The 21642-nt window shown below is 50.7% G+C and carries 22 protein-coding genes; 4 read left to right on the forward strand and 18 right to left on the reverse strand.

Annotated features, from left to right (window positions below):
• Positions 1-280 precede the first annotated feature (280 nt).
• From AN963_RS12715 to AN963_RS12730, 4 genes are all read right to left on the reverse strand, one after another.
• The gene (locus AN963_RS12715) at positions 281-901 is read right to left on the reverse strand and encodes a C39 family peptidase (protein ID WP_055744956.1); all 621 of its coding nucleotides are present in this window, start codon (positions 899-901) and stop codon (positions 281-283) included.
• 16 nt (positions 902-917) lie between these two features.
• Positions 918-1673, reverse strand: a complete 756-nt coding sequence (locus tag AN963_RS12720) for a carbon-nitrogen hydrolase family protein (RefSeq protein ID WP_055744957.1) — start codon at positions 1671-1673, stop codon at positions 918-920.
• 83 nt (positions 1674-1756) lie between these two features.
• Complete coding sequence (locus tag AN963_RS12725; RefSeq protein ID WP_055744958.1) at positions 1757-2749, reverse strand: NADPH:quinone oxidoreductase family protein; 993 nt, start codon at positions 2747-2749, stop codon at positions 1757-1759.
• Positions 2750-2852: 103 nt separating this feature from the next.
• Positions 2853-3719: a DMT family transporter gene (locus AN963_RS12730; RefSeq protein WP_055744959.1), complete on the reverse strand. Its 867-nt coding sequence runs from the start codon at positions 3717-3719 to the stop codon at positions 2853-2855.
• 1116 nt (positions 3720-4835) lie between these two features.
• Between AN963_RS12730 and AN963_RS12740 the strand changes: the two genes are divergently transcribed.
• Positions 4836-5228, forward strand: a complete 393-nt coding sequence (locus AN963_RS12740) for a RidA family protein (RefSeq protein WP_083496923.1) — start codon at positions 4836-4838, stop codon at positions 5226-5228.
• 44 nt (positions 5229-5272) lie between these two features.
• On the opposite strand, the gene AN963_RS12745 is transcribed toward AN963_RS12740, so the two are convergent.
• The 13 genes from AN963_RS12745 to AN963_RS12805 all read right to left on the reverse strand — a co-directional run bounded on the left by AN963_RS12745 (position 5273) and on the right by AN963_RS12805 (position 16386).
• Positions 5273-5548 carry a EutN/CcmL family microcompartment protein gene (locus tag AN963_RS12745; protein ID WP_055744962.1) on the reverse strand — a complete coding sequence of 92 codons (276 nt, stop codon included), beginning with the start codon at positions 5546-5548 and terminating at the stop codon, positions 5273-5275.
• A gap of 12 nt (positions 5549-5560) precedes the next feature.
• The gene (locus AN963_RS12750; protein WP_055744963.1) at positions 5561-6358 is read right to left on the reverse strand and encodes a hypothetical protein; all 798 of its coding nucleotides are present in this window, start codon (positions 6356-6358) and stop codon (positions 5561-5563) included.
• Positions 6359-6360: 2 nt separating this feature from the next.
• Positions 6361-7149 (reverse strand): phosphate propanoyltransferase, encoded by a 789-nt coding sequence (pduL, locus tag AN963_RS12755; protein ID WP_055744964.1) that lies wholly within the window; start codon positions 7147-7149, stop codon positions 6361-6363.
• 11 nt (positions 7150-7160) lie between these two features.
• The gene (locus AN963_RS12760) at positions 7161-7448 is read right to left on the reverse strand and encodes a BMC domain-containing protein (protein WP_055744965.1); all 288 of its coding nucleotides are present in this window, start codon (positions 7446-7448) and stop codon (positions 7161-7163) included.
• A gap of 13 nt (positions 7449-7461) precedes the next feature.
• On the reverse strand, positions 7462-8940 hold the full coding sequence (locus tag AN963_RS12765) for an acetaldehyde dehydrogenase (acetylating) (protein WP_083496924.1): 1479 nt from the start codon (positions 8938-8940) through the stop codon (positions 7462-7464).
• Between the two features lie 60 nt (positions 8941-9000).
• Positions 9001-9282, reverse strand: coding sequence for a BMC domain-containing protein (locus tag AN963_RS12770; RefSeq protein WP_055744966.1), 282 nt, complete (start codon positions 9280-9282; stop codon positions 9001-9003).
• A 2-nt stretch (positions 9283-9284) separates the two neighbouring features.
• Positions 9285-9659, reverse strand: a complete 375-nt coding sequence (locus AN963_RS12775; protein WP_055744967.1) for a BMC domain-containing protein — start codon at positions 9657-9659, stop codon at positions 9285-9287.
• A gap of 133 nt (positions 9660-9792) precedes the next feature.
• A complete protein-coding gene (locus tag AN963_RS12780) occupies positions 9793-10578 on the reverse strand; it encodes a DeoR/GlpR family DNA-binding transcription regulator (protein ID WP_055744968.1) in 786 nt (261 codons plus the stop codon).
• Between the two features lie 6 nt (positions 10579-10584).
• Positions 10585-11697, reverse strand: coding sequence for a 2-aminoethylphosphonate--pyruvate transaminase (gene phnW / locus AN963_RS12785; protein ID WP_055744969.1), 1113 nt, complete (start codon positions 11695-11697; stop codon positions 10585-10587).
• A gap of 2 nt (positions 11698-11699) precedes the next feature.
• Positions 11700-12494: a phosphonoacetaldehyde hydrolase gene (phnX, locus tag AN963_RS12790; protein WP_083496987.1), complete on the reverse strand. Its 795-nt coding sequence runs from the start codon at positions 12492-12494 to the stop codon at positions 11700-11702.
• A 14-nt stretch (positions 12495-12508) separates the two neighbouring features.
• Complete coding sequence (locus AN963_RS12795) at positions 12509-14209, reverse strand: putative 2-aminoethylphosphonate ABC transporter permease subunit (RefSeq protein ID WP_055744970.1); 1701 nt, start codon at positions 14207-14209, stop codon at positions 12509-12511.
• Positions 14210-14213: 4 nt separating this feature from the next.
• Positions 14214-15272, reverse strand: a complete 1059-nt coding sequence (locus AN963_RS12800; protein ID WP_055744971.1) for a putative 2-aminoethylphosphonate ABC transporter ATP-binding protein — start codon at positions 15270-15272, stop codon at positions 14214-14216.
• A 58-nt stretch (positions 15273-15330) separates the two neighbouring features.
• Positions 15331-16386 (reverse strand): putative 2-aminoethylphosphonate ABC transporter substrate-binding protein, encoded by a 1056-nt coding sequence (locus tag AN963_RS12805; protein ID WP_055744972.1) that lies wholly within the window; start codon positions 16384-16386, stop codon positions 15331-15333.
• A gap of 427 nt (positions 16387-16813) precedes the next feature.
• Between AN963_RS12805 and AN963_RS12810 the strand changes: the two genes are divergently transcribed.
• From AN963_RS12810 to AN963_RS12820, 3 genes are read left to right on the forward strand one after another with little or no spacing between them, the layout of a single operon-like run.
• Positions 16814-18370 (forward strand): spore germination protein, encoded by a 1557-nt coding sequence (locus tag AN963_RS12810; protein WP_055744973.1) that lies wholly within the window; start codon positions 16814-16816, stop codon positions 18368-18370.
• 24 nt (positions 18371-18394) lie between these two features.
• Complete coding sequence (locus AN963_RS12815; RefSeq protein WP_055744974.1) at positions 18395-19504, forward strand: spore germination protein; 1110 nt, start codon at positions 18395-18397, stop codon at positions 19502-19504.
• Positions 19482-20696, forward strand: coding sequence for a Ger(x)C family spore germination protein (locus tag AN963_RS12820; RefSeq protein WP_083496925.1), 1215 nt, complete (start codon positions 19482-19484; stop codon positions 20694-20696). The genes AN963_RS12815 and AN963_RS12820 overlap by 23 nt, the downstream gene beginning before the upstream one ends.
• A 7-nt stretch (positions 20697-20703) precedes the next feature.
• On the opposite strand, the gene AN963_RS12825 is transcribed toward AN963_RS12820, so the two are convergent.
• On the reverse strand, positions 20704-21636 hold the full coding sequence (locus AN963_RS12825; RefSeq protein WP_055744975.1) for a response regulator: 933 nt from the start codon (positions 21634-21636) through the stop codon (positions 20704-20706).
• Positions 21637-21642 lie beyond the last annotated feature (6 nt).

Here is a 21642-nt window from a genome sequence, read left to right on the forward strand (position 1 = left end):
TTCTCTTGGATAACATCCACCCATCATATAAAAAGTGGGAACAAAAAAACCTCATCACTTTTTGATGAGGTCGGTCAGTCAAGAAGGCAGCTGTCGTGGGGAGAAGCCTGTTTCCATACTACGCTCCGGGTTGCGTCCTTCCGGGGAGCGCAGATTGTCCACTCCGCCATGATCCCGAGGGATTCATGGCTCCGCTAAGTAGAACTTCACAGTCGCTCCGTCTGGAAACAGTCTTCTCTCGCGAGTTGATCCTGCTCACCCTACTTTTCTAAAACCCTCTCTAGTTCTTTTCCGTCTTTATCAAGATCCCGCGCTGGGCGTAAAACCGGGAAAAGGTCTCCAAATCGACGTGAACCTGTTCCTGAGTGGCAGACGTGTGGCCGGACGGATTGTGAAAAATAAGCTCTTGTCTCTCACTGTTCTTGCCAAACACATACACCAGATGTCCCCCTTGCTTAGGCGGTTTTGCATCAGGCTTGCGGATGCTTGGATGAACGGAAGCGATATACACATATCCCAGGTCCAGCAGGTCGTATATTTCTTCGATCGGTGTGTGTTCACGAAGCTCCGCTTGGAGACCGTATTTCTCCTGGATAAAGGTAATAAACGGGCGATAGATCAATCCCTTGATCGTTCCATCTTCCCCTTCCACGTATCCTCCGTACTCGCGGCATTGTCTCATCAGGTCGATGGTTGGAATGATCCGGTTTTGCCAACGCGCGAGATGCATTTTCAGGCAGGCCATGCCACAGATATGGGAGCTCCAATGTGCATATTCTTCGGGGTCTACTGCCCCGGACAAGTGCCACTTAGGGTCTTGTGTAGGGTCCAGCTTCCCGGATATCAAGTCTAGTATCCGATCACGAGACTCGAATTGTGCAAAATAGGGTACGGTCGTCATGGTTTCCCCCTTCGCTTTAAAACAACTCCGAATGAAATCTCTTCGCCAGCAATCCGTGCGCCTGCGCGGGATCGATATCCCATACAAGCAGTCCCTCCGCATTTTCGGGTATGACACTCAGCTTTTCTCCTGTCGGCGATACGAGAGTCGTAGTAGAGCCTTGATGCTCCAGCGCGTAATTAACACTCGCAAAATAGATGTTGTTCTCCAAGCTCCTGCCCACCATCGCACCCTTGTAAAACTCCGGATTCGCGACTTGTCCGGTAAACTGCGGATGGAAAACGATATGAGCTCCTTTTCTTGCCGCCCAGCGAACAGTCTCTGGATACCTCCATCCCTCATGGCAGATGACAATGCCAAAGGTTACATCCTTCCGTTCAAACAATAGGCGACCTTTTCCCGGGACGTAGTCAAACTGATCTTCCTCCGGATCGATCTGGTTCTTTGTTTGGTAGCCCAAAATCTCTCCAGTCTCTGAAATAACGAAAGCAACGAGATGCAAGCCATCCTCGTCTCTCCATTCCGTCGGTAAAATGACGGTCACCTGATTTTGCTTCGCAATTGCACAAATTTCTTCCAGCGCTGAAGTCATTAATGTGTGGTCGTACTTCTCGACCTCATAGCCGACCCCACGCAATCCCGGGATGATCGATTCGGGGAAACAAACCACATCGCAATACTGCTCGCTTGCCTGCCCGATCATTTGTTTGACGATTGTGATTCCATCCGCTAACGATTGAGGAAATCTTGCTTGAGCCAATCCAATTCTCATCTATTTGCTCCCCTCTACATAAAACAGATACCCCATCTGCGCATCTTGGAGTACCTGTTATCTCTTCTATTTATCTTACCAGCTTATAGGCGCACGATCACCCTGCCGCGCATCTGGCTCGCCAATATTTTTGACAAGGCATTCGGCAATAGATCTAGAGAAATCTCTTCATCGATGAAATCTTCGAGACGGTCTGGCTTCAAGTCCGTCGCCAATCGCTCCCAGATGACCTTTCTCAATTCCATCGGGCAATAGACGGAATCGATTCCCAGCAAATTGATCCCGCGCAAAATGAATGGAAACACGGTCGTCGGCACGTCTGTTCCCCCTGTCAAACCGCTGACCGCAACCGAACCGTTGTAATGGAGCTTGCTTAAAATGGCCGCCAACGTTTTTCCGCCGACAGGGTCGACCGCTGCTTGCCAGAGCTGTTTGTCCAAAGCACTGATTTTTTCTCCGGTCACTTCCTCACGCGAAACAGCCTCTTTTGCCCCCAGCTTGTACAAATAGTCGTGCTCCGATTCTTTGCCTGTGCTGGCGACGACATGATAGCCTCTTTTCGCCAAGATAGATACGGCAATACTACCTACTCCGCCAGTCGCGCCCGTAACCAGTACCTTTCCCTTTTCCGGTGACACGCCATTTTCTTCCAAACGATGCACGGATAGCGCGGCTGTGAAACCAGCAGTCCCAAAGATCATGGCTTCCTTTAGCGTGAGACCTTCTGGAAGAGGAACGACCCAATCTCCTGGGACATTTGCGTATTCGCTATAGCCGCCGTAATGGGATACACCGATCTCATAGCTGGTCGCAATCACTTCATCACCCTCGCGAAAACGGGGATCTGCTGATGCTACGACGACACCTGCCAGATCAATTCCAGGGATAAAGGGATAGCTCCTGACGATCTTTCCATTCGGAATACTCGCCAAGCCATCCTTGTAGTTCACACTAGAATAATGGACTTTGATTTGTACATCTGCCTTTGGCAAATCGTCCATCGAGATCGTTTTTACTTCCGCGGAAAACCCTTGTTCGTCTTTGTTGACCATAAATGCTCGAATTGGTTTTTGCATGGTTTCTACGCCTCCTTCATGTCCAAAAGGTCTAGACACCTACTATTCCTATCCATTTTATCACCAGCAGCCGACTTTCGTATGGTCCAAACTGCTTGAACGACTAGCTTAGCTTGATAATCACGACTCCAGCCAGAATCAAACCGATCGAAACCCATTTTACGATACTCACCTGTTCCTTTAGCCAGACGACTCCGATGATGGTGGCAAAGACAATGCTGATTTCACGTACGGATGCTACATACGTGACAGGAGTCGTCTGCATGGCATAGACCGCGAGTGAATTGGATACAAAAACGAATAGCCCGCCTGCCAGGGTATGCCACGGATAACGTTTGACCAGAGAGAAATAAGAGACTTTTGTCTGCGCTCTGCGGTCGAGGATCCACTTTCCAGCAAACATGCCGATAAACACGAAGTATTTGAAGAGCAAGCCAGACATCATCGAGGCTCCCATTCCGTCCAGTACACTGCTGAGCGCGGAAAAGCTCCCTGCCATGAAAACCCACTTCATGTTGTGCCAGTCTTTCAGCAAGTGACTGAGTTCACGCAAGGAAAAGGATTTTTGATTCATGAAAACGACTCCGGCTACGATGACCAGGATGCCCAGGAACCCTGTCCACGCGATCGCTGCTCCGATGAACAGGGTGCTTATAATAGTAGTCATGATAGGGGCCGTCCCTCTCAAAATGGGGTAAGCGTAACTCAAGTTGTTGGTCCTGTACGCTTTTGCTAACGCGACAAAATACAGCACCTCCGAGATGGTGCTAAACAGCAGCCATTTGATCGCGGCGACAGGGAACGGAGAGGTGTTCCACAAGTAAATGGCCAGCGGTACGTACAAAATCACGGAAGCACCCAGTATCAGCGTAAAAAAAGCATCCCGTTCCTCGATTTGCTTGGACAGGGCATTCCAGATAGCGTGACAGATCGCTGCAAACAACAGGATCAGCAAAATGGTGGTGGACATTTCTTCTCCCAGCTTTCTTTTTTTGCTAAATGATGGACCGTAGTGGAGGGGCGGAAAAAGGCGAAAACGCTCCAAGTTAGTAGGGTCACTTTCATGGGGGGCATCCCTGTACGGTTCCACTCCAAAAGCGGAACGGCGTCCAAAGCAGACGGTTCAGGATGCTACTCAGAGGTGGACGCTCAGGCGTGTTCCGCTTTTTCCGCTCCACCTCGGCTGTGTCCTTAATACCTTCGCTTTTTTCCCCTTTTTCCTGGACAGCGGTTTGGGTTGAGCGTGCCTCTTTTTGGCAGTCGCTCGGAGACTGTATTGCTGGGGCGGAAAAAGACGAAAACACTCCAGGTTAGTAGGGTCACTTGCTTCGAGGTCATCCCCGTACGGTTCCACTCCAAAAGCGGAACGGCGTCCAAAGTAGACGATTCACGGATGCCACTCAGAGGTGGACGCTCAAGCGTGTTCCGCTTTTTCCGTTCCACCTGGGCTGTGCCCCGAACATCTCCATTTCGCCTTTTTCCTGGACAGCTGTTTGGGTTGAGCGTGTCTTTTCTGGACTTGTTAAAGGCATTCTCGTTTTTGGCGGTCGCTCGGAGATTGTAGTGCTGGGACAGAAAAAGGCGAAGGTAAAAAAGTAATAAGAGCGTTGAGAAACCTCATGCATTTCGGGATTTACTTTTATTTCATGATTTTTGGGTATAAAGATCGCGGCTAGCATAAATCGTGAAAGCGATTCTAAAGAGAAAGGTTCCTTTATTTTTTGGCGTGTCCCAAAAGGTTTTAGAAAAGCCCGATGAGCAGGCTCCGTTCGCAAGAGAAGCATGTTTCCAGGCGGAGCGACTCGCGGAGTCCCACTCAGCGTAGCCATGAATCCCGCGGCAACAGAATCGCTATCTATGAATAACCTTCGTAGCTGCGCTCCGTTTGGCGATTCCCTCGGGATCATGGTGGAGCGGACAGTCTAGACTCCCCTGCAGGACGTAGCCCGGAGCGGAGAATGGAAACAGGCGTCTCCACACAGCAGCCACTTTCTCGACAGCCTGAAACTAATGCTTGATCTTCTGAGGAAACAAACGGATAAATAACAGTAGGTACAAACTTCCTATGAAAGAGGAGTGGATTCTTTTGAACCGAACGCAAGTATTTACTGGGTCTCCCTGGGAGCCAGTCGTCGGCTATTGCCGGGCCATTCGAGTCGGTGACAAGATCGAAGTAGCCGGAACTACTGCCATGAAAGACGGAGCAGTGGTTGGCGTCGGAGATCCGTATGAACAAACGAAATTTATTTTGCAGACGATCGAAAAGGCCTTGCACGAGCTGGGCGCGGATCTCTCCCACGTGGTAAGAACGAGAATGTTCGTCACGGATATATCCAAATGGGAAGAGATCGGGAAAGCGCACGGCGAATTTTTCCGGAACATTCAACCAGTTGCGACGATGGTCGAAGTCAAGGCACTGATCGAGCCCGAGTTGCTAGTTGAAATCGAAGTGGAAGCGATCGTCACGACGGTCGAGTAAATGGCAAAAGGTGTAGTCTTGTATAGACTACACCTGATTTCTTCTTATGTCTCTTGTGTAACTTCATAAGAGTCCACAATTCCTACGATGACGGCATCGATGGGGACCATCTTATTGTGAAAAATGATCCGCGCAGGAGTGCCCGAAGAAACGATGACCTTCTCACCAAAACCCGCTCCGATGCGGTCTGCCGCAATCACCGTTCGTCCACCCTCTTTTTCGTTCCAGTCAATGGGCTGGACAACCAGCAGCTTCAAATTCTCCATGCCCTCTTCTTTTTGTGTGGACCAGACACTGCCGATCACTTTTCCCAAAAACATGGCGCTCCCCCTTTATCGCACATAGTGGACAGCGATCCCTTTCTCTTTGAGTAAGTCTATCGCCAGAGGAGAGACGATCGCTCCCTGTCGCAGGACCAGCTTCTGATCGGGAAAGTCTGATTGTGATTTCACCCAGTCTGCTGTGAGCAGTTTCACCGCTGCGGGTTGTTGGCCTTGCGTATCCTGATGGGGAAGTGCGAGTGCCGTTGCCTGCTGACTCGCCCGACTCTTACGGATGATGGACGCTGCCAATTCTTTTTGCGCAGCGAATTCGATGCCTAGCTCCTTCATCTCGATCACATGACGTTGAAAAAGCTTCTGGTACGGCCCCGGCAAGGTTAAGGTCTTGAGGCAACGTCGGTCGGAGCGTTTCATGCCAGGCACGTCTTCTCCCACCAAGACAGGTTTGCCCAATACGAGTGCAGAGAAAATGATTTCGGCCTTGATGGTCCCCTTTAACCCAGCGACCACCCGTGCCGCATTGTCCAGATCGATTTCCGGGATCACGATCCCGTCGTATTCTTTTGGCAACTCCAGCGGAGCAGGCGCATACTCGTCTGTCGCGATGATCTTGCCTGCCCCTGTGCACTCAATGCAATGCATACCCAGCCAAGAGGAGGTCTCCCCATCTAAAAACAGAAGGTCATGGCAGATTCCGTGATTTTGCAGGGCGATAAACTGATCGGCAAACGACTCATGCGCCGTGCTGTCACAAAAGATGAACAGCCATTTCGGCTTATTCTCCTGGGGAATGCTCATCGACTGCAAAATTTCCCGTGTGATGGACTCGATCATCTGGCGGACATCCACGTCTACCACCTCCCTGTTGTGGAAAACCAATTGCCGTTCTTCCCGACCAGGTGCACCTGATCACCCGTAGACAGATTCGCTGCGTTGGCTTCGTCCAGGTCGATGTGAAAGTCCAATGCATATCGGGGACTGACCCGCACGGTCACATCTGGAAAGATGAGAGAGCGTTCCCCTCTCATCTGCAAGATCAGATTGTCGCCATCCTCAACGCCTGACGTACGAGCCTCTGCATCAGACATGTGAACATGACATTTCGCCACAATCACCCCGTTTGGGAGTGATACGAAGCCGCTCGGCCCAATGAGAGTGACGCCAGGTGTTCCCTCCAGAGAGCCAGACACTCTGATCGGCGGATGAATACCGAGCGTATATCCATCCGTTTTGGATATTTCCACCTGGCTGGATCCTCGCGCAGGTCCGAGTATACGTACTCCTTTGATGTTCCCTTTTGGGCCGAGGAGCGTTACCGTCTCCTTTGCTGCGAATTGTCCAGGCTGAGAGAGAGGTCGTAGCGGGGTCAGCTGGTAGCCAACCCCAAACAAATTCTCGACATCTTCCTGGGACAAGTGAACATGACGGTTGGATACGCCAACCGGGATACTGAGCTCAATTGGGCTTTCGCACTTCGGCGAAAAGGTATCTGACGATTGAAAAGCTTCCACTTTGATCCCTCTCCCCTTTAGAAAATCGATGGCTGCCGGGGTGAATTTGTCATCGGCGCGGACAAGATAAGGATTGGGAATCCCAGATCGTAGCATGGCCCGCAATGCTGTTTCCGTGATCAAAGCCATAGGCTAGACCATTACCCTTCCAGCTTGGGCAAGATCAGCTCGATATCCGAATGCGGACGTGGGATGACATGCACGGATTTCAATTCTCCCACTTTTTCCGCCGCTGCTGCGCCTGCATCGGTCGACGCTTTTACCGCTCCCACATCCCCGCGTACCATAACGGTTACCAAGCCACCGCCTACGTGCACTTTTCCAATCAGCTTGACATTGGCTGCCTTCACCATGGCGTCGGCCGCCTCGACCGCTCCGATCAATCCTTTTGTTTCTACCATTCCCAGTGCTCCCATTTCTCCTGCCATTCTTTATGCCTCCTTACCGATTGGTAGACTGTAATTCTAGTAATACACTCTTGATAATCTGGGCGATTTCGTCCCTGCTGATCGCTGCTGGAGCCGCTGTGGAGCTAGTCGATGGTGCTGCAACCGGAGCATTTCCCAGCTCCATCTCACGCAATCCAAAAGCGACGCGCTTGATATTGAAAAGATGTTCGGGTCCGATATTGTCCGACGTCACATTGTTGCCATACGAGCCACAGCCCAGTGTGAGCGAAGGGGCGATGCCCGTAGTGGCGCCGATTCCTCCGAAGGTCGTGCCCGAGTTGACGACGATTCGGGAAGCCGGTTTATCCAGCACGAACCTCTCGATCACCTGTGTATCCTCACAATGCAAGCCGATGGTATGTCCTAATCCACCAAGCTCCAGCAGTCGTGTGCAAATGCTGCTCGCTTCTGCCGTGTCACTAGCCGTGTACAAAGCGAGAATGGGAGCCAGCTTTTCGATGGAAAACGGATACGCCATGCCGATTTCGCTCTCTTCGGCAATCAACAGCTTGGCGTCTTTCGGAACCAGAATACCTGCAAGCTCGGCTATCGCTTGCGGCGATTTCCCAACAATGGCGGGATTGAGTCCCCCCGCTTTCAGGATGATAGCCGCTACCCGCTTTCGCTCATGGTCATCGAGGAAATAGGCCCCTTGCTGCTTCAGCTCGGCAATGACTTTTCGCTTAATCGATTTGTCTATCACCAATGCCTGCTCGGATGCGCAAATCGTACCGTAATCAAACGTTTTGCTCTGAATCGTTTGGCGGATAGCCCTTCCGATATCCGCACTGGCGTGGATGTATACCGGCACGTTGCCAGGTCCGACCCCAAATGCAGGCTTGCCTGAGCTATAGGCGGCTTTTACCATTGCCGTCCCACCAGTGGCCAGGATGACATCCGTTTTGCTGTGCTTCATCAGCTCCTGTGAGGCAGCCAATGTAGGCTCCGTAATGCAAGAGATCAATCCGGCTGGTGCACCTGCACGCTCGGCCGCTGCCTGCATGAGTACCGCCGCTTCCTTCGTGCACTTTGCCGCTTGGGGATGTGGGCTGAAGACGATGGCGTTGCCCGCCTTCACGGAAATGAGTGCTTTGAAAATCACAGTCGAGGTAGGGTTGGTAGAGGGCACGATCCCTGCGATGACTCCCACTGGCTGCGCGATCTCCCAAACACGTTTTTGCTCATCACGCCGAATGATCCCAACTGTTTTCTTGTCTTTGATCGATTGATAGACATCGTTTGCGGCGAACAAATTCTTCACCGTTTTATCTGCAATTCGTCCATAGCCGGTTTCCTCTACGGCGAGTGCAGCCAGGCGACCCGCTTCCGATTGCGCGGTCTCGGCCATGCCTTGTACGATCTGATCAATCTGCCTTTGCGACATGGATTGCAGCTGTTTTTGCGCACCTGTGGCTTGCGCCAGACATTGGCGTACTTCCTGGACTGATTGCAAATCTCTATCTAGCATCACGATATACTGTCACCTCTTCTCAGCCGTTTACGAGTCTTGCGATATGTTCGGCGGTTGAATTTACGATTGCTCGAGTTTGGGCAGAATCAGCTCGATATCCGAGTGAGGGCGCGGGATGACATGGACGGAGACAAGCTCTCCCACTTTTTCCGCTGCCGCTGCGCCAGAGTCTGTCGATGCTTTCACCGCTCCTACGTCTCCGCGAACCATGACGGTCACGAGACCACCGCCTACATGCACCTTCCCAATCAGCTTGACATTCGCAGCCTTGACCATCGCATCCGCTGCTTCCACAGCACCGATCAAGCCCTTCGTTTCCACCATGCCCAATGCGTCTCCCATGTCTATTCCTCCTTGCTTGTTTGCGTAGTCGTTGCCGGATTGCTAGTTTTGGGTTTGCTTGCTGCTTTTGCTGTTTGTTTACCTTTTTCTTTTTCCAGCTGCTGCAGAATCATTTGCATGACACTTCGCTCTGGCCGCGGGATGACGCGGGAGTAGAGAAGCCGCCCTACCCTTCTCGCTTCTGCCTCTCCCACGGAGACGGCTGCCGTCACAGAGGCAACATCTCCTACAATGTAAATCGTGACGATCCCCGCATCGGCTCCCTGGTACGTCACACAACGGACATCCGCTGCTTTGGCAGCAGCATCTGTAGCAGCGACAAGGGCGGGGAATCCTAGCGTCTCGATCATTCCCAAGGCGTAGCCATTTTCGAGCATGTGGTATCCACCTTTCTCCGACACTTTCGTTAAAACAAGAAATATCAGGATTTTTTCTGTACTTCAGTTGTTTTCATTGATTTTAGTTGTGACTTCTTGCGAAAAATAGAGGGCTTCCCTGATGCCCCGGTCATCACTCTGCTACTATCCAATTCACGCCTTTTGCTTCCAGCTCACTATCCCATTCTTTTGGGGAAGGCACGTCACTGACGACGACATCCGTTTCTTTCAGGTCAGTGATCTTGTAAAACGTGCTGATGCCAATCTTGGAGTGATCCGTGAGCACAATCGTCTCCTTTGCATTCTCGATGAACCGTTTGGCAAGCATTGCTTTCTCCGCGTCATAACTAGAGATGCCGTACTGAGCCTGAATACCGTCGATCGAGAGGAAGGACTTGTCGACGAAAAAGTCTTGCATCATTTTTTCGGCAAGCGTGCCTACTGAGCGAAAGTGTTTGGACTGCACTTTCCCTCCGATGAAGTACACCTCTGCGCTCAGCATCCCTTTGTTTTGGTAGTCCATCAAGAGATTTAACGCTGGCACCGAGATGGTGATGAAGCATAGATTCTTGCGGCTGAGCAAATACGGGAGCATGTGCATCGTCGTCGTTCCGTCGTCGATCAGCACCACTTCGTTGTCCTGCACAAGACTTGCTGCGGTACGGGCGATACGCTTTTTCTCATCCGCAAAGGCTACTTCCCGCGTCAGGTGAGAAGGTTCTTCCCGATCAAAATGAATCTTGATCGCTCCGCCGTACACCCGCTTGAGCCTCTTATCCTGCTCGAGCTCCTCCAAATAACGGCGAATCGTTTCCGAGGAGACTTGCAATTTATCTACTAGCTCGCTCGTTCTGACTTTGCCTCGTGAGTTGAGAAGATCGATGATGAGGTCTTTACGTTCTTCGCCTGCTAGAGACATAGGGAACTACCAGAACATGTTTTGTTCGACAGCCTGCACGAGCCGTTTCATGTCATGCGGGTAGACCTCACCGATATTGCCGATCCGGAACGTATCTGCCACGGAGATTTTGCCTGGATAGATGACGAAGCCTTCTTTTTTCAATCGCTCGTAAAAGGCTGCAAACGTAAATGCCGGACTATCTGGGAAGTAAAAAGATGTAATGATTGGCGACTGCCACTCTCGAGTCAGCAGTGTAGAAAAACCGAGCCGCTCCATTCCTTCGACTAACGTGCGCTGATTCTCACGATACCTCACTTGACGCTTTTCCACGCCGCCTTCCTCTTCCAACTCCACCAGTGCCTGATAGAAGGCACGAACGACGTGTGTAGGAGATGTGTACCGCCACTTGCCGTTATGCTTTTCCATCGTTTCCCACTGATCGTACAAATCCAGCGAAAGCGATCGCGCCTGGCCCTTGCATTTTTTCAGTTCTTCTGTCTTGGCCAATATAAATCCAAAGCCGGGCACACCCTGAATGCATTTATTGGCACTGCTGATCAAAAAGTCGATACCCAGACCTGCCACATCGATTGCGATCCCGCCAAAGCTGCTCATCGCATCGACAATCAATAACTTGCCGGACTCTTTTGCCACTTTGGCGACTTCCTCGATCGGGTTGAGCATGCCGGTTGTCGTTTCACAATGGACGACTGCGACGTGCGTGATTTGCGGATCGTTCTCCAGAGTCTCGCGTAATTTGCCAGCCTCTGCGGGGGATACTTCCCCAAAGTCGAGCACCTGCGTATCGATTTTCAACACCTGTGCCATTTGAGCGAGACGATTCCCATAAGCCCCATTGGTCAAAACCACCAGCTTTCCGTCTGCCGGAACCACTGAGCCGACTACCGATTCTACGGAAAAACTGCCGCTACCCTGCATGAGCACAGCGGTGTAGTCGTCGTGGTTAGCACCGGCCAAACCAATCAGCTTTCGGCGGATCACCTGGACCAGATCGTTGTACTCGTTGTCCCAGGTGCACCAGTCACGCAGCATGGCCGCCTTTACTCCCTTGGAGGTCGACAGTGGTCCCGGAGTCAGCAAGAGGTACGGATTGTCAGGCAATTGGGTGAGTTTCATCGTTATCTCTCCTTTTGCGCCAGGCGCAGGTTGATTTTCGGAATGAGTGTATCCAGCTCTCCGATGGATTCGATCACATAATCGGCGCCGACGGCCTTGAATCTTTTGGTTACTGCCTCCATCTTGTCAAATAACACGTCGGGGTCACAATCCAGCACCTCTCGCTCGGTCATGCCGAGCTCGCTGCTTCCTTTGATCACCCCCACTGCCCATGCACCCGCAGCCACCGCTTCCTTAATGTCGCTGGTCGTATCCCCCACCTTGATGATGTGCTTCATCGGGTGAACATCGAGATTGATCGCGTTTTGGTAGCACATCCACGGGAAAGGGCGCCCAGCCGGCATCTCACTCGGTGTGACCATCGAATCAGGCGCATAGCCTTTCTTTTTGGCCTCTGGAGCCACGACAGCCATCATTTCAGCTGTGTATCCGGTGGTCGAACCGATTTTGATTCCAGCTGCCCGTAATCGTCCAACCAATTCCAGCACACCTGGGATAGGCGACGTATAGTTTTTCAGGATGGAAAACAACATCGGCTCGAAATCGGCATACAGCATATCCACGTCTTTTTTCTCAGGGAGTCTGCCAAATTTGTCTTTCCACAAATTCGCGACCCGCTCCATCTGCAGCATCGTGTCGATGTGATCCCATTTGAGCATTCCCATCGGCTCCCGGGCTTCCTCATGGGTGACCTCGATCCCCCGCTTTTTAAACACCTCCAAAAAGACATCGAGGGGCGCGAAGCATCCATAGTCAACGGTTGTTCCAGCCCAGTCAAAGATCACTGCTTGAATCATTACACTCCCCACCTTTATCTTTTTTGCCATGCCCCTGTCCTCTCTCGCCATTTCTTCGTCCCGATCTCATACACGATCCGCACCACGATATTCGTCAGAACGATCAGTACGGACATGGCAGCAGCTGGAGCCACGTCACCTGCATCATCCATATTGACGATGGATACGGATGCCAATTTGAAATCGGCCGAGTAAAGAAAGACGACAGCAGAGATGGTCACCATCGAGTTGATAAAGTAATAGACGGCATTCTCCAGGATGGCTGGCAGCGACATCGGCACCGTCACCCGCCAAAACGTGACGTAGAACGGAACACCCATCGATTCAGATGCGAGCTCGAATTCTTTGTCCAGTTTTTTCAGCGCGGTCGTTGCCGAGATGAACGGAACGGCGTAAAAGTGAATGAGATTGGCCAACACCAAAATCAGGATCGAGCCATACATCCAGTTCAGCGGATTATCCGGATGATTGAAGAAAAAGATGTAGGCGAGACCAATCACGAGCCCCGGCAAGGCGAGCGGCAATATGGAAAGGAAGTACCCTACCTGCCGCAACCCTTTCATGAAGCGCGTCTTTTCAATCAAGTACGCATTGATAAACGTGATGACCGTGCCCACTACTGCGCTGTAGAAGGAAACGAGTAGGCTGTTCCAAAAAGGTTGCAGCCCTTCTCCTGCCACCTTGGAGAAGTCGTAGTGCGTAAGGGTAACCGTCAGATCATATGGCCACACTTTGACCAGTGAAGCGAAGATCACCGTACCCAACATCACAAAGATCGATGCCGTGATCACGGAGCAGTAAACGAAGAAAGCAGTATCCCGTCCACGCTGTGACGTAATTTTGTACGGCGTGGATTTAGCGGAGACGGAGGAATTTTGCTTGCGCTCCACAATGCGGTCCACGATAAAGGCGAGGATCGCCGGGAGTATCAAGATCATGCCTACTGTCGCGCCCATTGTTGTGTTTTGCTGACCGATCACCTGCTTGTAAATGTCCGTAGCCAGTACGTTGAATTGGCCGCCTACTACCTTGGGTGCTCCGAAATCAGTAAAGCTCAAGGTGAAACAGACAAAGATGGCGCTGACCAACCCGTATTTGACGTTTGGCAAGGTGACGGTGAGGAACTTGCGCAGCTTCCCTGCCCCCATGGTCTCCGCCGCTTCGTACAGATTGTAGTCCGCAAAGGCGAGCGATACGGCCATGATCAGGTAGGCCTGCGGAAAGGTGTAAATGATTTCTGACAGGATGATCCCCAATGGACCATACAGCTCCATGTCAAAGCCCGGTAAGGCCCCGAATAAGCCTGTGGTCAAAATGCCTTGATTGCCGAACAAGTAAGTAAGCGCGATTCCATGCATCATCGTAGGCGCAAAAAGCGGCAGCAAGGCGACGTAACGGAAAAACACCTTTCCTTTCATATCTGTGCGGGTCAGCGCGAATGCGTACAGAAACGCAAGTGCCACCGACAAGACTGTAGTAATTCCTGAGACGTACATCGTATTACTGAAGGACTGCACGAGAGCTGGAGTCGCAAAATATTTGACGAAATTGGCAAGGCCGATGAACTGGCCGCTTTCATTTATAAACGCTCTACTGAACAAATCCCCGAGCGGCAATAACACACTGATGAAAAGCACGATGACAATTCCGCTGACGAGGATCTTCTGAAGCCACTCATCCCTGCCCATTTTCTGGCGAACGGTTCGCGTGCTCATCGGCTTACCCACTCCCCGTCTTCTTCGTCACAGCTGTCTGATCAAATGAAATCAGATTTTCCATCGGCAGTTCAAAAGCTACCTGCTTGTTTCGAGAAAGTCCCATCCGGTGCGTCTGGTGGACGGGCAGATCAATCGTCACCAGCTGCGGAAGTAAACCATTCTGTTGATTGACCAGTTGCAGAGTGACGCGGTAAAACGAACCACGAAACTCCAGGTCCTGCACAATCGCTTTGATACTGTACTCGGCTGCGGGATCCATCAAGTGGATGTTTTCCGGTCGGATCGCAAAGAGTCTGTCTTGACTGATCGTCCCACCACAGAATACCGACTCCTCGAGGAAATTGATTGAACCTACGAAATCAGCGACAAACGGGCTATTGGGCCGCTCGTACACTTCCTGTGGAGAACCCACCTGGACGACCTCCGCATTGTTCATCACCACGATCCGATCCGCCATGGTCAATGCTTCATCCTGATCGTGCGTCACCATGATGGTGGTAATGCCGATTTTTTCATGCAAGCTGCGCAATTCCCTGCGCAGCTTGAGACGGACTTTGGCATCCAGTGCAGACAGCGGCTCATCCAACAGCAAGAAATCAGGAGACAAGGCGATCGCACGTGCCAAGGCGACCCGTTGCTGTTGCCCGCCAGAGAGCTGAGATGGGTACTTGTTACGGATGTGCTCCAAATCGATCAGCACCAACACTTCCCGCACTTTATCCTCGATGGCTTTCTTGGACCATTTTTTCGACAGTAGTCCGTACGCGATATTTTGTGCTGCCGTCAGATTGGGAAAGAGGGCGTAGGATTGGAACATCATCCCGAAGTTTCGTTTGGCAGGCGGGAGAGTCGTAATGTCACGGTCACCCACGAGAATGCGCCCGCTAGTGGGCTGCTCCAATCCAGCCAAGATGCGGAGCAATGTCGTCTTCCCGCAACCGCTGGGGCCAAGCAGACAGATGAATTCATTTTTTTGAATATCAATATCGATCGATGAGAGCGCTACAAATTTGCCAAAGGTTTTTCGGATTCCCTGAATGCTGAGATATGGCTTTGTCATACGGCTCCTCCCTTCTTCCTTATGCTTGGTGTAAGAGGCTGTGACTGCGTGTCATTACTCACTGCTTCGGCTCGCTCTTTGTGCTGTAGCGCTTATCCCATTCTCCTAGGATCTTGGATCGATCGGCTGCTGCCTGGATCAAGTCATTTTTGATCAGCTGGGACTTCGGTTCTTTCGTATAGCCTTCGGGAATGCCACCGCCAGCGTCTTGTAACGTAATGATCGCGAAGTTTTTGTTGTACTCCTTCATCGCTTCATCGGAGATCGCCCAATCGAGGAACACTTTAGCTTCCGGTTTGATTTGCGCCTTTTTCACGAGTGCATTGGCTTCCACATCCCAGCCTGCGCCCTCTTTTGGAAATACGATCTCAAGTGGTGCGCCCTTTTTCTTTTCAGTAATTCCTCGATAGCCAAAGGAGATGCCGATCGGATACTCTCCGGAAGCTGCCATTTTCGCCGGCTTGGAACCAGAGTGCGTGTACAGAGCGATATTCTCGTGAAGCTTATCCATGTAGCTCCAAGCTTCGGTATCTCCCGAAAGCTGTAGCCAAGCAAAGACAGTAAAGAAGCCGGTTCCGGACGAGGAAGGATTTGGCATGACGATCATCCCTTTATACTCGGGCTTGATCAGATCGGCGTACGACTGCGGAACGGGCAGGTTGTGCTTTTCCAATTCCTTGGTATTCACGACAAACGCAGTCTCGAAAGCGTCAATGCCTACCCAGTGAGCAGGATCCTTGGTGTCCTTGAACTCAGGAACGATGCGCTCGATGCCTTTGGGCGAGTACCCTTCCAGGACGCCCTGCGCTTCAGCCCCGAGTAGTTCGGTTGCTGCCGTTCCCCAGACGACGTCAGCTTGTGGGTTGTCCTTTTCCGCAATCAGCTTGGCAATAATGACGCCTGTCGAATCCCTGACGATATTCAGTTTGATTTCAGGATGAGCTTTGTTAAATGCTCCGACGTATGCCTTGAGCTGGTCATCCTCCAGAGCCGTATACACGGTCAGTTCAGATGAGCCCTTGCCACCGGAAGCTGGATTGGAAGACTGTCCACAACCTGTGAGTGCCGCTAGAAGCAATACACCTGCGAAGAAAGAGCCGTACCATTTTTTCATCCTTAACCCTCCCTTTTTTCCTGCACGAGTCTCCCACTCCACGTGCCCTTCCGGTTAACACAACACTAATTCCACATAAATTAGTTTGTTTTCCAGTTTTTTAGTTGTTTTTTGTTTTAATTATACCCAATTGTCTAAACATTTCAAATCTTTTTTAGAAAATTAAAAGCCGAGCTTTTAGGCTCGACTCTCTTGTTCTTTGCCGCAAGATTTCTGGAACCGTAAACAATTGGTATAACCTTTTTCCCAACAGACGATAATGGATGCAAGTATTGAATAGGGAAAGGATGGGGAATTTGTGGAAATCAACTCTTGCCAGCCTTCCAGACTGGTCCGTGCTTGTGCAAGCCTTCATCGTCTTTCTTGTCCCGTACCTGATTTCACGCATGATCAAATGGATTCATACGTCCATGGAAGAGTGATGTGAATGACAAGGTGGACATTTCACAGAAGCATGGAGAGAATCCATTCTAAAAACGGAAATCATTCCGGCTCAAATCCTTTGTCTTCTCTCAAGTTCACTGGCGATTACCAAAAAGATCTGGAGCTTGTCCGGCAGGAGCTCGGGCAAAATTCTGATGTGCATATTCGCGAGTTTTCCTTTGGGCAATCAGCCGTTCATGCGGCCATGATCTATGTGTCTGGACTGTCGGATCACACCCTCATCGATCAACATATTAGCCAATTCCTCCTACTGAAGGATGATCAAGCAGAGCTTTTCTCTGAAACGGATGCTGTTTCTGTTGATGAGCTAACCAATCAGTTTCTGTCCTTCCGTAGTGGAATGGAAACCAATGATGTCAAGGTGTGGAAGCCAAAAGTATTGGCAGGCTACACAGCGTTATGGATAGAAGGATCAGCAGCCGTTTATCTCCTGGACACGGTGAAAAAAAAGACTAGAAATATAGAAGAGCCGGTCTCTGAGGCTTTGGTCAGAGGCCCCAGAGTTGGCTTTACCGAATCGCTCGACGACAATACCGCGCTCTTGCGGCAGCACGGTGAAAACGGTGACTTACTCATACTCCAATTCCGTGTAGGATCGCGGGTAAAAAAAGAGCTGGTCATAGCCTACATGAAAGAAATTGCCGATCCCGCCCTTGTCGAAGAAGTAAAAAACCGAATATCCACGATCAATTTGGACTATCTGGCAGAGTCCGGTTATGTCGAGCAATTGATCGAAGACAACTTCCTCAGCCCTTTTCCGCAAGTACAGAGCACAGAGCGTCCCGACCGCGTCATCAGTGCATTGCTGGATGGGCGCGTGGCGATTTTGCTGGACGGATCGCCGTTTGCCTTGATCGTTCCTGTTACGTTCAGCATGCTGCTGCAATCGCCGGAAGACTACTATGAACGATGGATTCCGGGCACGTTCATCCGCTTCTTGCGATTTTTTACCGCATTCGCTTCCATGCTGATACCCGCTTTGTATATTTCCTTTATCTCGTTTCATCAAGGTTTGATCCCTACCAAGCTGGTCATTTCCATCATCGAATCCAGACAGAGCGTACCGTTCCCTTCACTGCTCGAAGCCCTGATTATGGAGATCTCCATCGAGATTTTGAGGGAAGCTGGTCTACGTCTTCCCAAGCCAATAGGTCCCGCCATGGGAATTGTCGGCGGATTGATCATTGGTCAAGCCGCCGTGCAGGCTGGGATCGTCAGCCCCATCATGGTGATTGTCGTGGCAGTAACAGCCATCTCGTCTTTTGCCATACCCTCGTACAATCTGGGAATATCGCTGCGGATCATTCGCTTCTTGGCCATGATCTCAGCGGCAATCTTTGGCATGTACGGGCTGATTTTATTTTTTTTATTGCTGTGCAGTCATCTGGTCCGGCTAGAGAGCTTCGGTGTTCCCTATGTCAGCCCGGCTGTCCCCTATCGGCTGAGGGATTGGAAAGATCTATTTTTCCGTTTTCCTCTGAAAATGATGAAGCGTCGCCCCGGCATGCTTCATACCAAAGATCCTGTACGGAAAGGCTAGACAATCGCAAGGAGGTGATTCCCAGTGATAGCCAGTAAGAAAAATCTGCTGACTACCTCGCAAGCAGCGGTGATTGTCATTAATTTAATACTGGGATCGGGCATCCTTACCTTGCCCCGGTCCTCTGTGGAAAAAGTGCACACACCGGATGTGTGGATCACGGTCATTCTAGGGGGGCTGATCGCTATGCTCGCCGGAGTCATCATCGTCAAATTGTGCCAGCGATTCCCACAAAAAACATTTTTTGAATACATTCTGGACATAGCAGGAAAATGGCTGGGCACTGCCTTTGGTTTGTTGATCATCTGCTACTTCCTCATGACCGCTGCCCTTCAAGTCCGATCGATGACGGAAGTCACTACTTTTTATCTCTTAGAAGGAACCCCTAGCTGGGCCATCATGATGGCTTTCATGTGGGTCTCTTTCTATCTCGTCACGGGTGGAATTCAGCCGATCGCACGCCTATACGAGATCATCTTGCCGATTACCGTCCTCTTCTTTCTGCTGGTCTCTCTCTTAAGCCTGAAAATATTTGAGATCGACTACCTTCGCCCTGTTCTAGGCTTGGGAATACAGCCTGTGTTTGCGGGGTTAAAGACGACGGCTCTTACGTATTCGGGTTTTGAAATCATGCTAATCCTTTGTGCCTTTATGAAAATGCCAAACAAAGCCACAAAAGCTGTGCTGGTAGGAATCAGCCTCCCGTTGGTCTTTTATCTGATCACGGTCGTCATGGTGGTTGGAGCCTTCTCCATCGATGGCGTCGTCACGAGGACTTGGCCGACCATTGATCTCATCCGGAGCTTTGAACTGACAGGAATTTTGTTTGAGAGGTTTGAATCCTTGCTGCTCGTACTATGGATCATGCAGATTTTTTCCAGCTTCTCTATCGCTTACTACGCTGCCTCCCTGGGGCTATCCCAGATTTTTGGCCAGAAGATACGACGGTTTCAGTACGGATTGCTCCCTCTCCTCTACATCATCGCCATGGCTCCAAAGGATATCAATGGAGTATTTGCGCTCGGAGATATGGTCGGCAATGCTGCTCTGTTTCTGTTTGGAGTATTGCCGCTCTGCCTCTTGATCATCTCCCGCTGGAAGGTGAAACGCGTTGACGCCCAATCATCACCCTAAGAGATTGCCACTTGCCTTTCTTTACGTATTTCTGCTTGTTTCTCTTACAGCATGCTGGAGCAGCAATGACATAGACAAAATGGGGGTGGGTGTCGGCTTGGCCCTGGATCTCGCTCATCCGTCCCCAGTTGAACAAGAACTGGAGAAAAAGGGAGGCGGCTACCCGAAGACTGACAAGATCACTTTGACCTACCAATTCATCAACCCGAAATCGTCAAGCAAGGAGGTCAGTTCTACAGGCCCGCAGCAGAAAGCCTATTTAAATGTTTCCGAAACGGGCGATTCCATTCACCAGATCATCCGGGAGTTCGCCTTGCGAGAGGACGGCCCGATGTACAGTCCACATCTAAAGGTCATCGTGATCAGCGAGGCGCTGGCCCGAACCTATCGCTTGGATCATCTGCTGGATCAAAATTTGCGCGATAATGAGATACGCCCAAGCTGTCTGGTGTTCATCAGCAAAGATAAAGCTCTCGATGCACTGGAATCAAAAAAACAGGGGGAACTGCCAGCGATGCATTTGATCGGGATCTCGGATAATGAAGATAGAAGCACCAGACTTTTCTCCCCCGTTTCGCTTGCCCGATTAACGACCAACATGAACTCCGGCTCAAGCTTTCTCCTGCAAAATCTCGTTTCGTCTGAAAAAGAAGTAAAATTCGCGGGTGCAGCCGTAATCAAAGGAAGGACGAAGAAATGGGAAGGCTTCTTGGATGAGCGCGATCTGGAGGGCCTAACATGGATAACCGGTAAGGGAAAAGGAGGCGTGGTAAAGAGCTTTGACAAAAAGACGGGCCAGCTTCTCGTCTATGAAATCAAAACCATGGACAGCACAATTACGCCGAAGGTAGACGGAGACAAGATTTCTTTTGAGGTCACCATCGAATCAGAGGGGCGTCTATCAGAAAAATGGGTGACGAGCGGAGATCCTTTTGATCAAGGGTTTCTAAAAAAAGTGGAACAGACAACGGAAGCCGAAGTGCAGCAACTGGTGAAAAGCGTAACAAACAAAATCCAAAAACAGTTCAAGGCGGACGTCGCAGGCTTTGGAAATCGCTTGCGAATCGAGTACCCGCGCACGTGGGAACAGGTAAAAAAAGATTGGGACCATACGTTTAGCACGGTCCCGATAACGTACTCCGTTCATGTGAAGATAACGGATTTTGGGGCATCAGGACCAATGAAAAAGTAAAGCCGGATTACCCTTCCAAATGTATCCGTTTCGCTTCTGTATAAAAAGCCTGAATAAACTTTTTCATGTTGATACGGATGGCCGAGCCAGACGGAGCTGCGCGGTCCTTCAGCTCCCCCATCCTTTTCCACACGCTGGTGAAATCAAAGAATTGGGACGCGTACTTTTCAAATTTCCAGTTCGTTACATCCGTGAGACCAAGCGAAGCCAAGTGATTCAAGGACTGATAAATCGCCCGGCGCACCCGCTGCTCAGAGGCCTTCACCACTTTGTTCATTTGCTGTTCCTCGACTATTTGCCCGAGCTTCATCTGCGTGACCTCCAAAAAGATCTCCTTCAAGGTAGGAAACCCGCTTTTAAACGTATGTTTTTGTTCGAATTGATAGAGATAATCCAGGATATCCAGCAGATCGTGGCTCCCGATGTCGCCTGCGATCCCCAGTTCGGACAGGAGAAATTGACCCGCCTCCCGGATCTGTCTTAGGTCTGAAGAACTCTGCCTCCCCCCTGGCGCTTCGTCCTGCGGAAACACGGCATGGAGAGATTTGTGGATGTCCTGGATCGATTTCTCCAAGCGAATCCTCTCGATCACTTTTTGAATGATTGTGACCACCTCGATCCTGTTGACAGGCTTGATGATGTAGTATTCACTGCCCAGCGAGTAAGCCTGGGCGATTAGCTCTTTCGATTCTACCTGCGAGATCATGATGATCTTTCCCTTGAACGACGGTCTTATCTTGCGGATGGTTTCAATCCCGTCCTGAGTCGGCATGAGTAAATCGATCAGCAAAATATCCACATTTCTCATTGTCAGCATGTGCCCGTCCAGAAATGAGCCGTCCTCCGCTTCCCCCACGACCTCTCCCAAATCCTCGTCTTCGATGATCTCGGTCAACATCAGTCGAACGGCTTCATCATCATCCACGATATAAAACAGCATGAAAGC

The organism is Brevibacillus choshinensis (assembly GCF_001420695.1).
GTDB lineage: Bacteria > Bacillota > Bacilli > Brevibacillales > Brevibacillaceae > Brevibacillus > Brevibacillus choshinensis.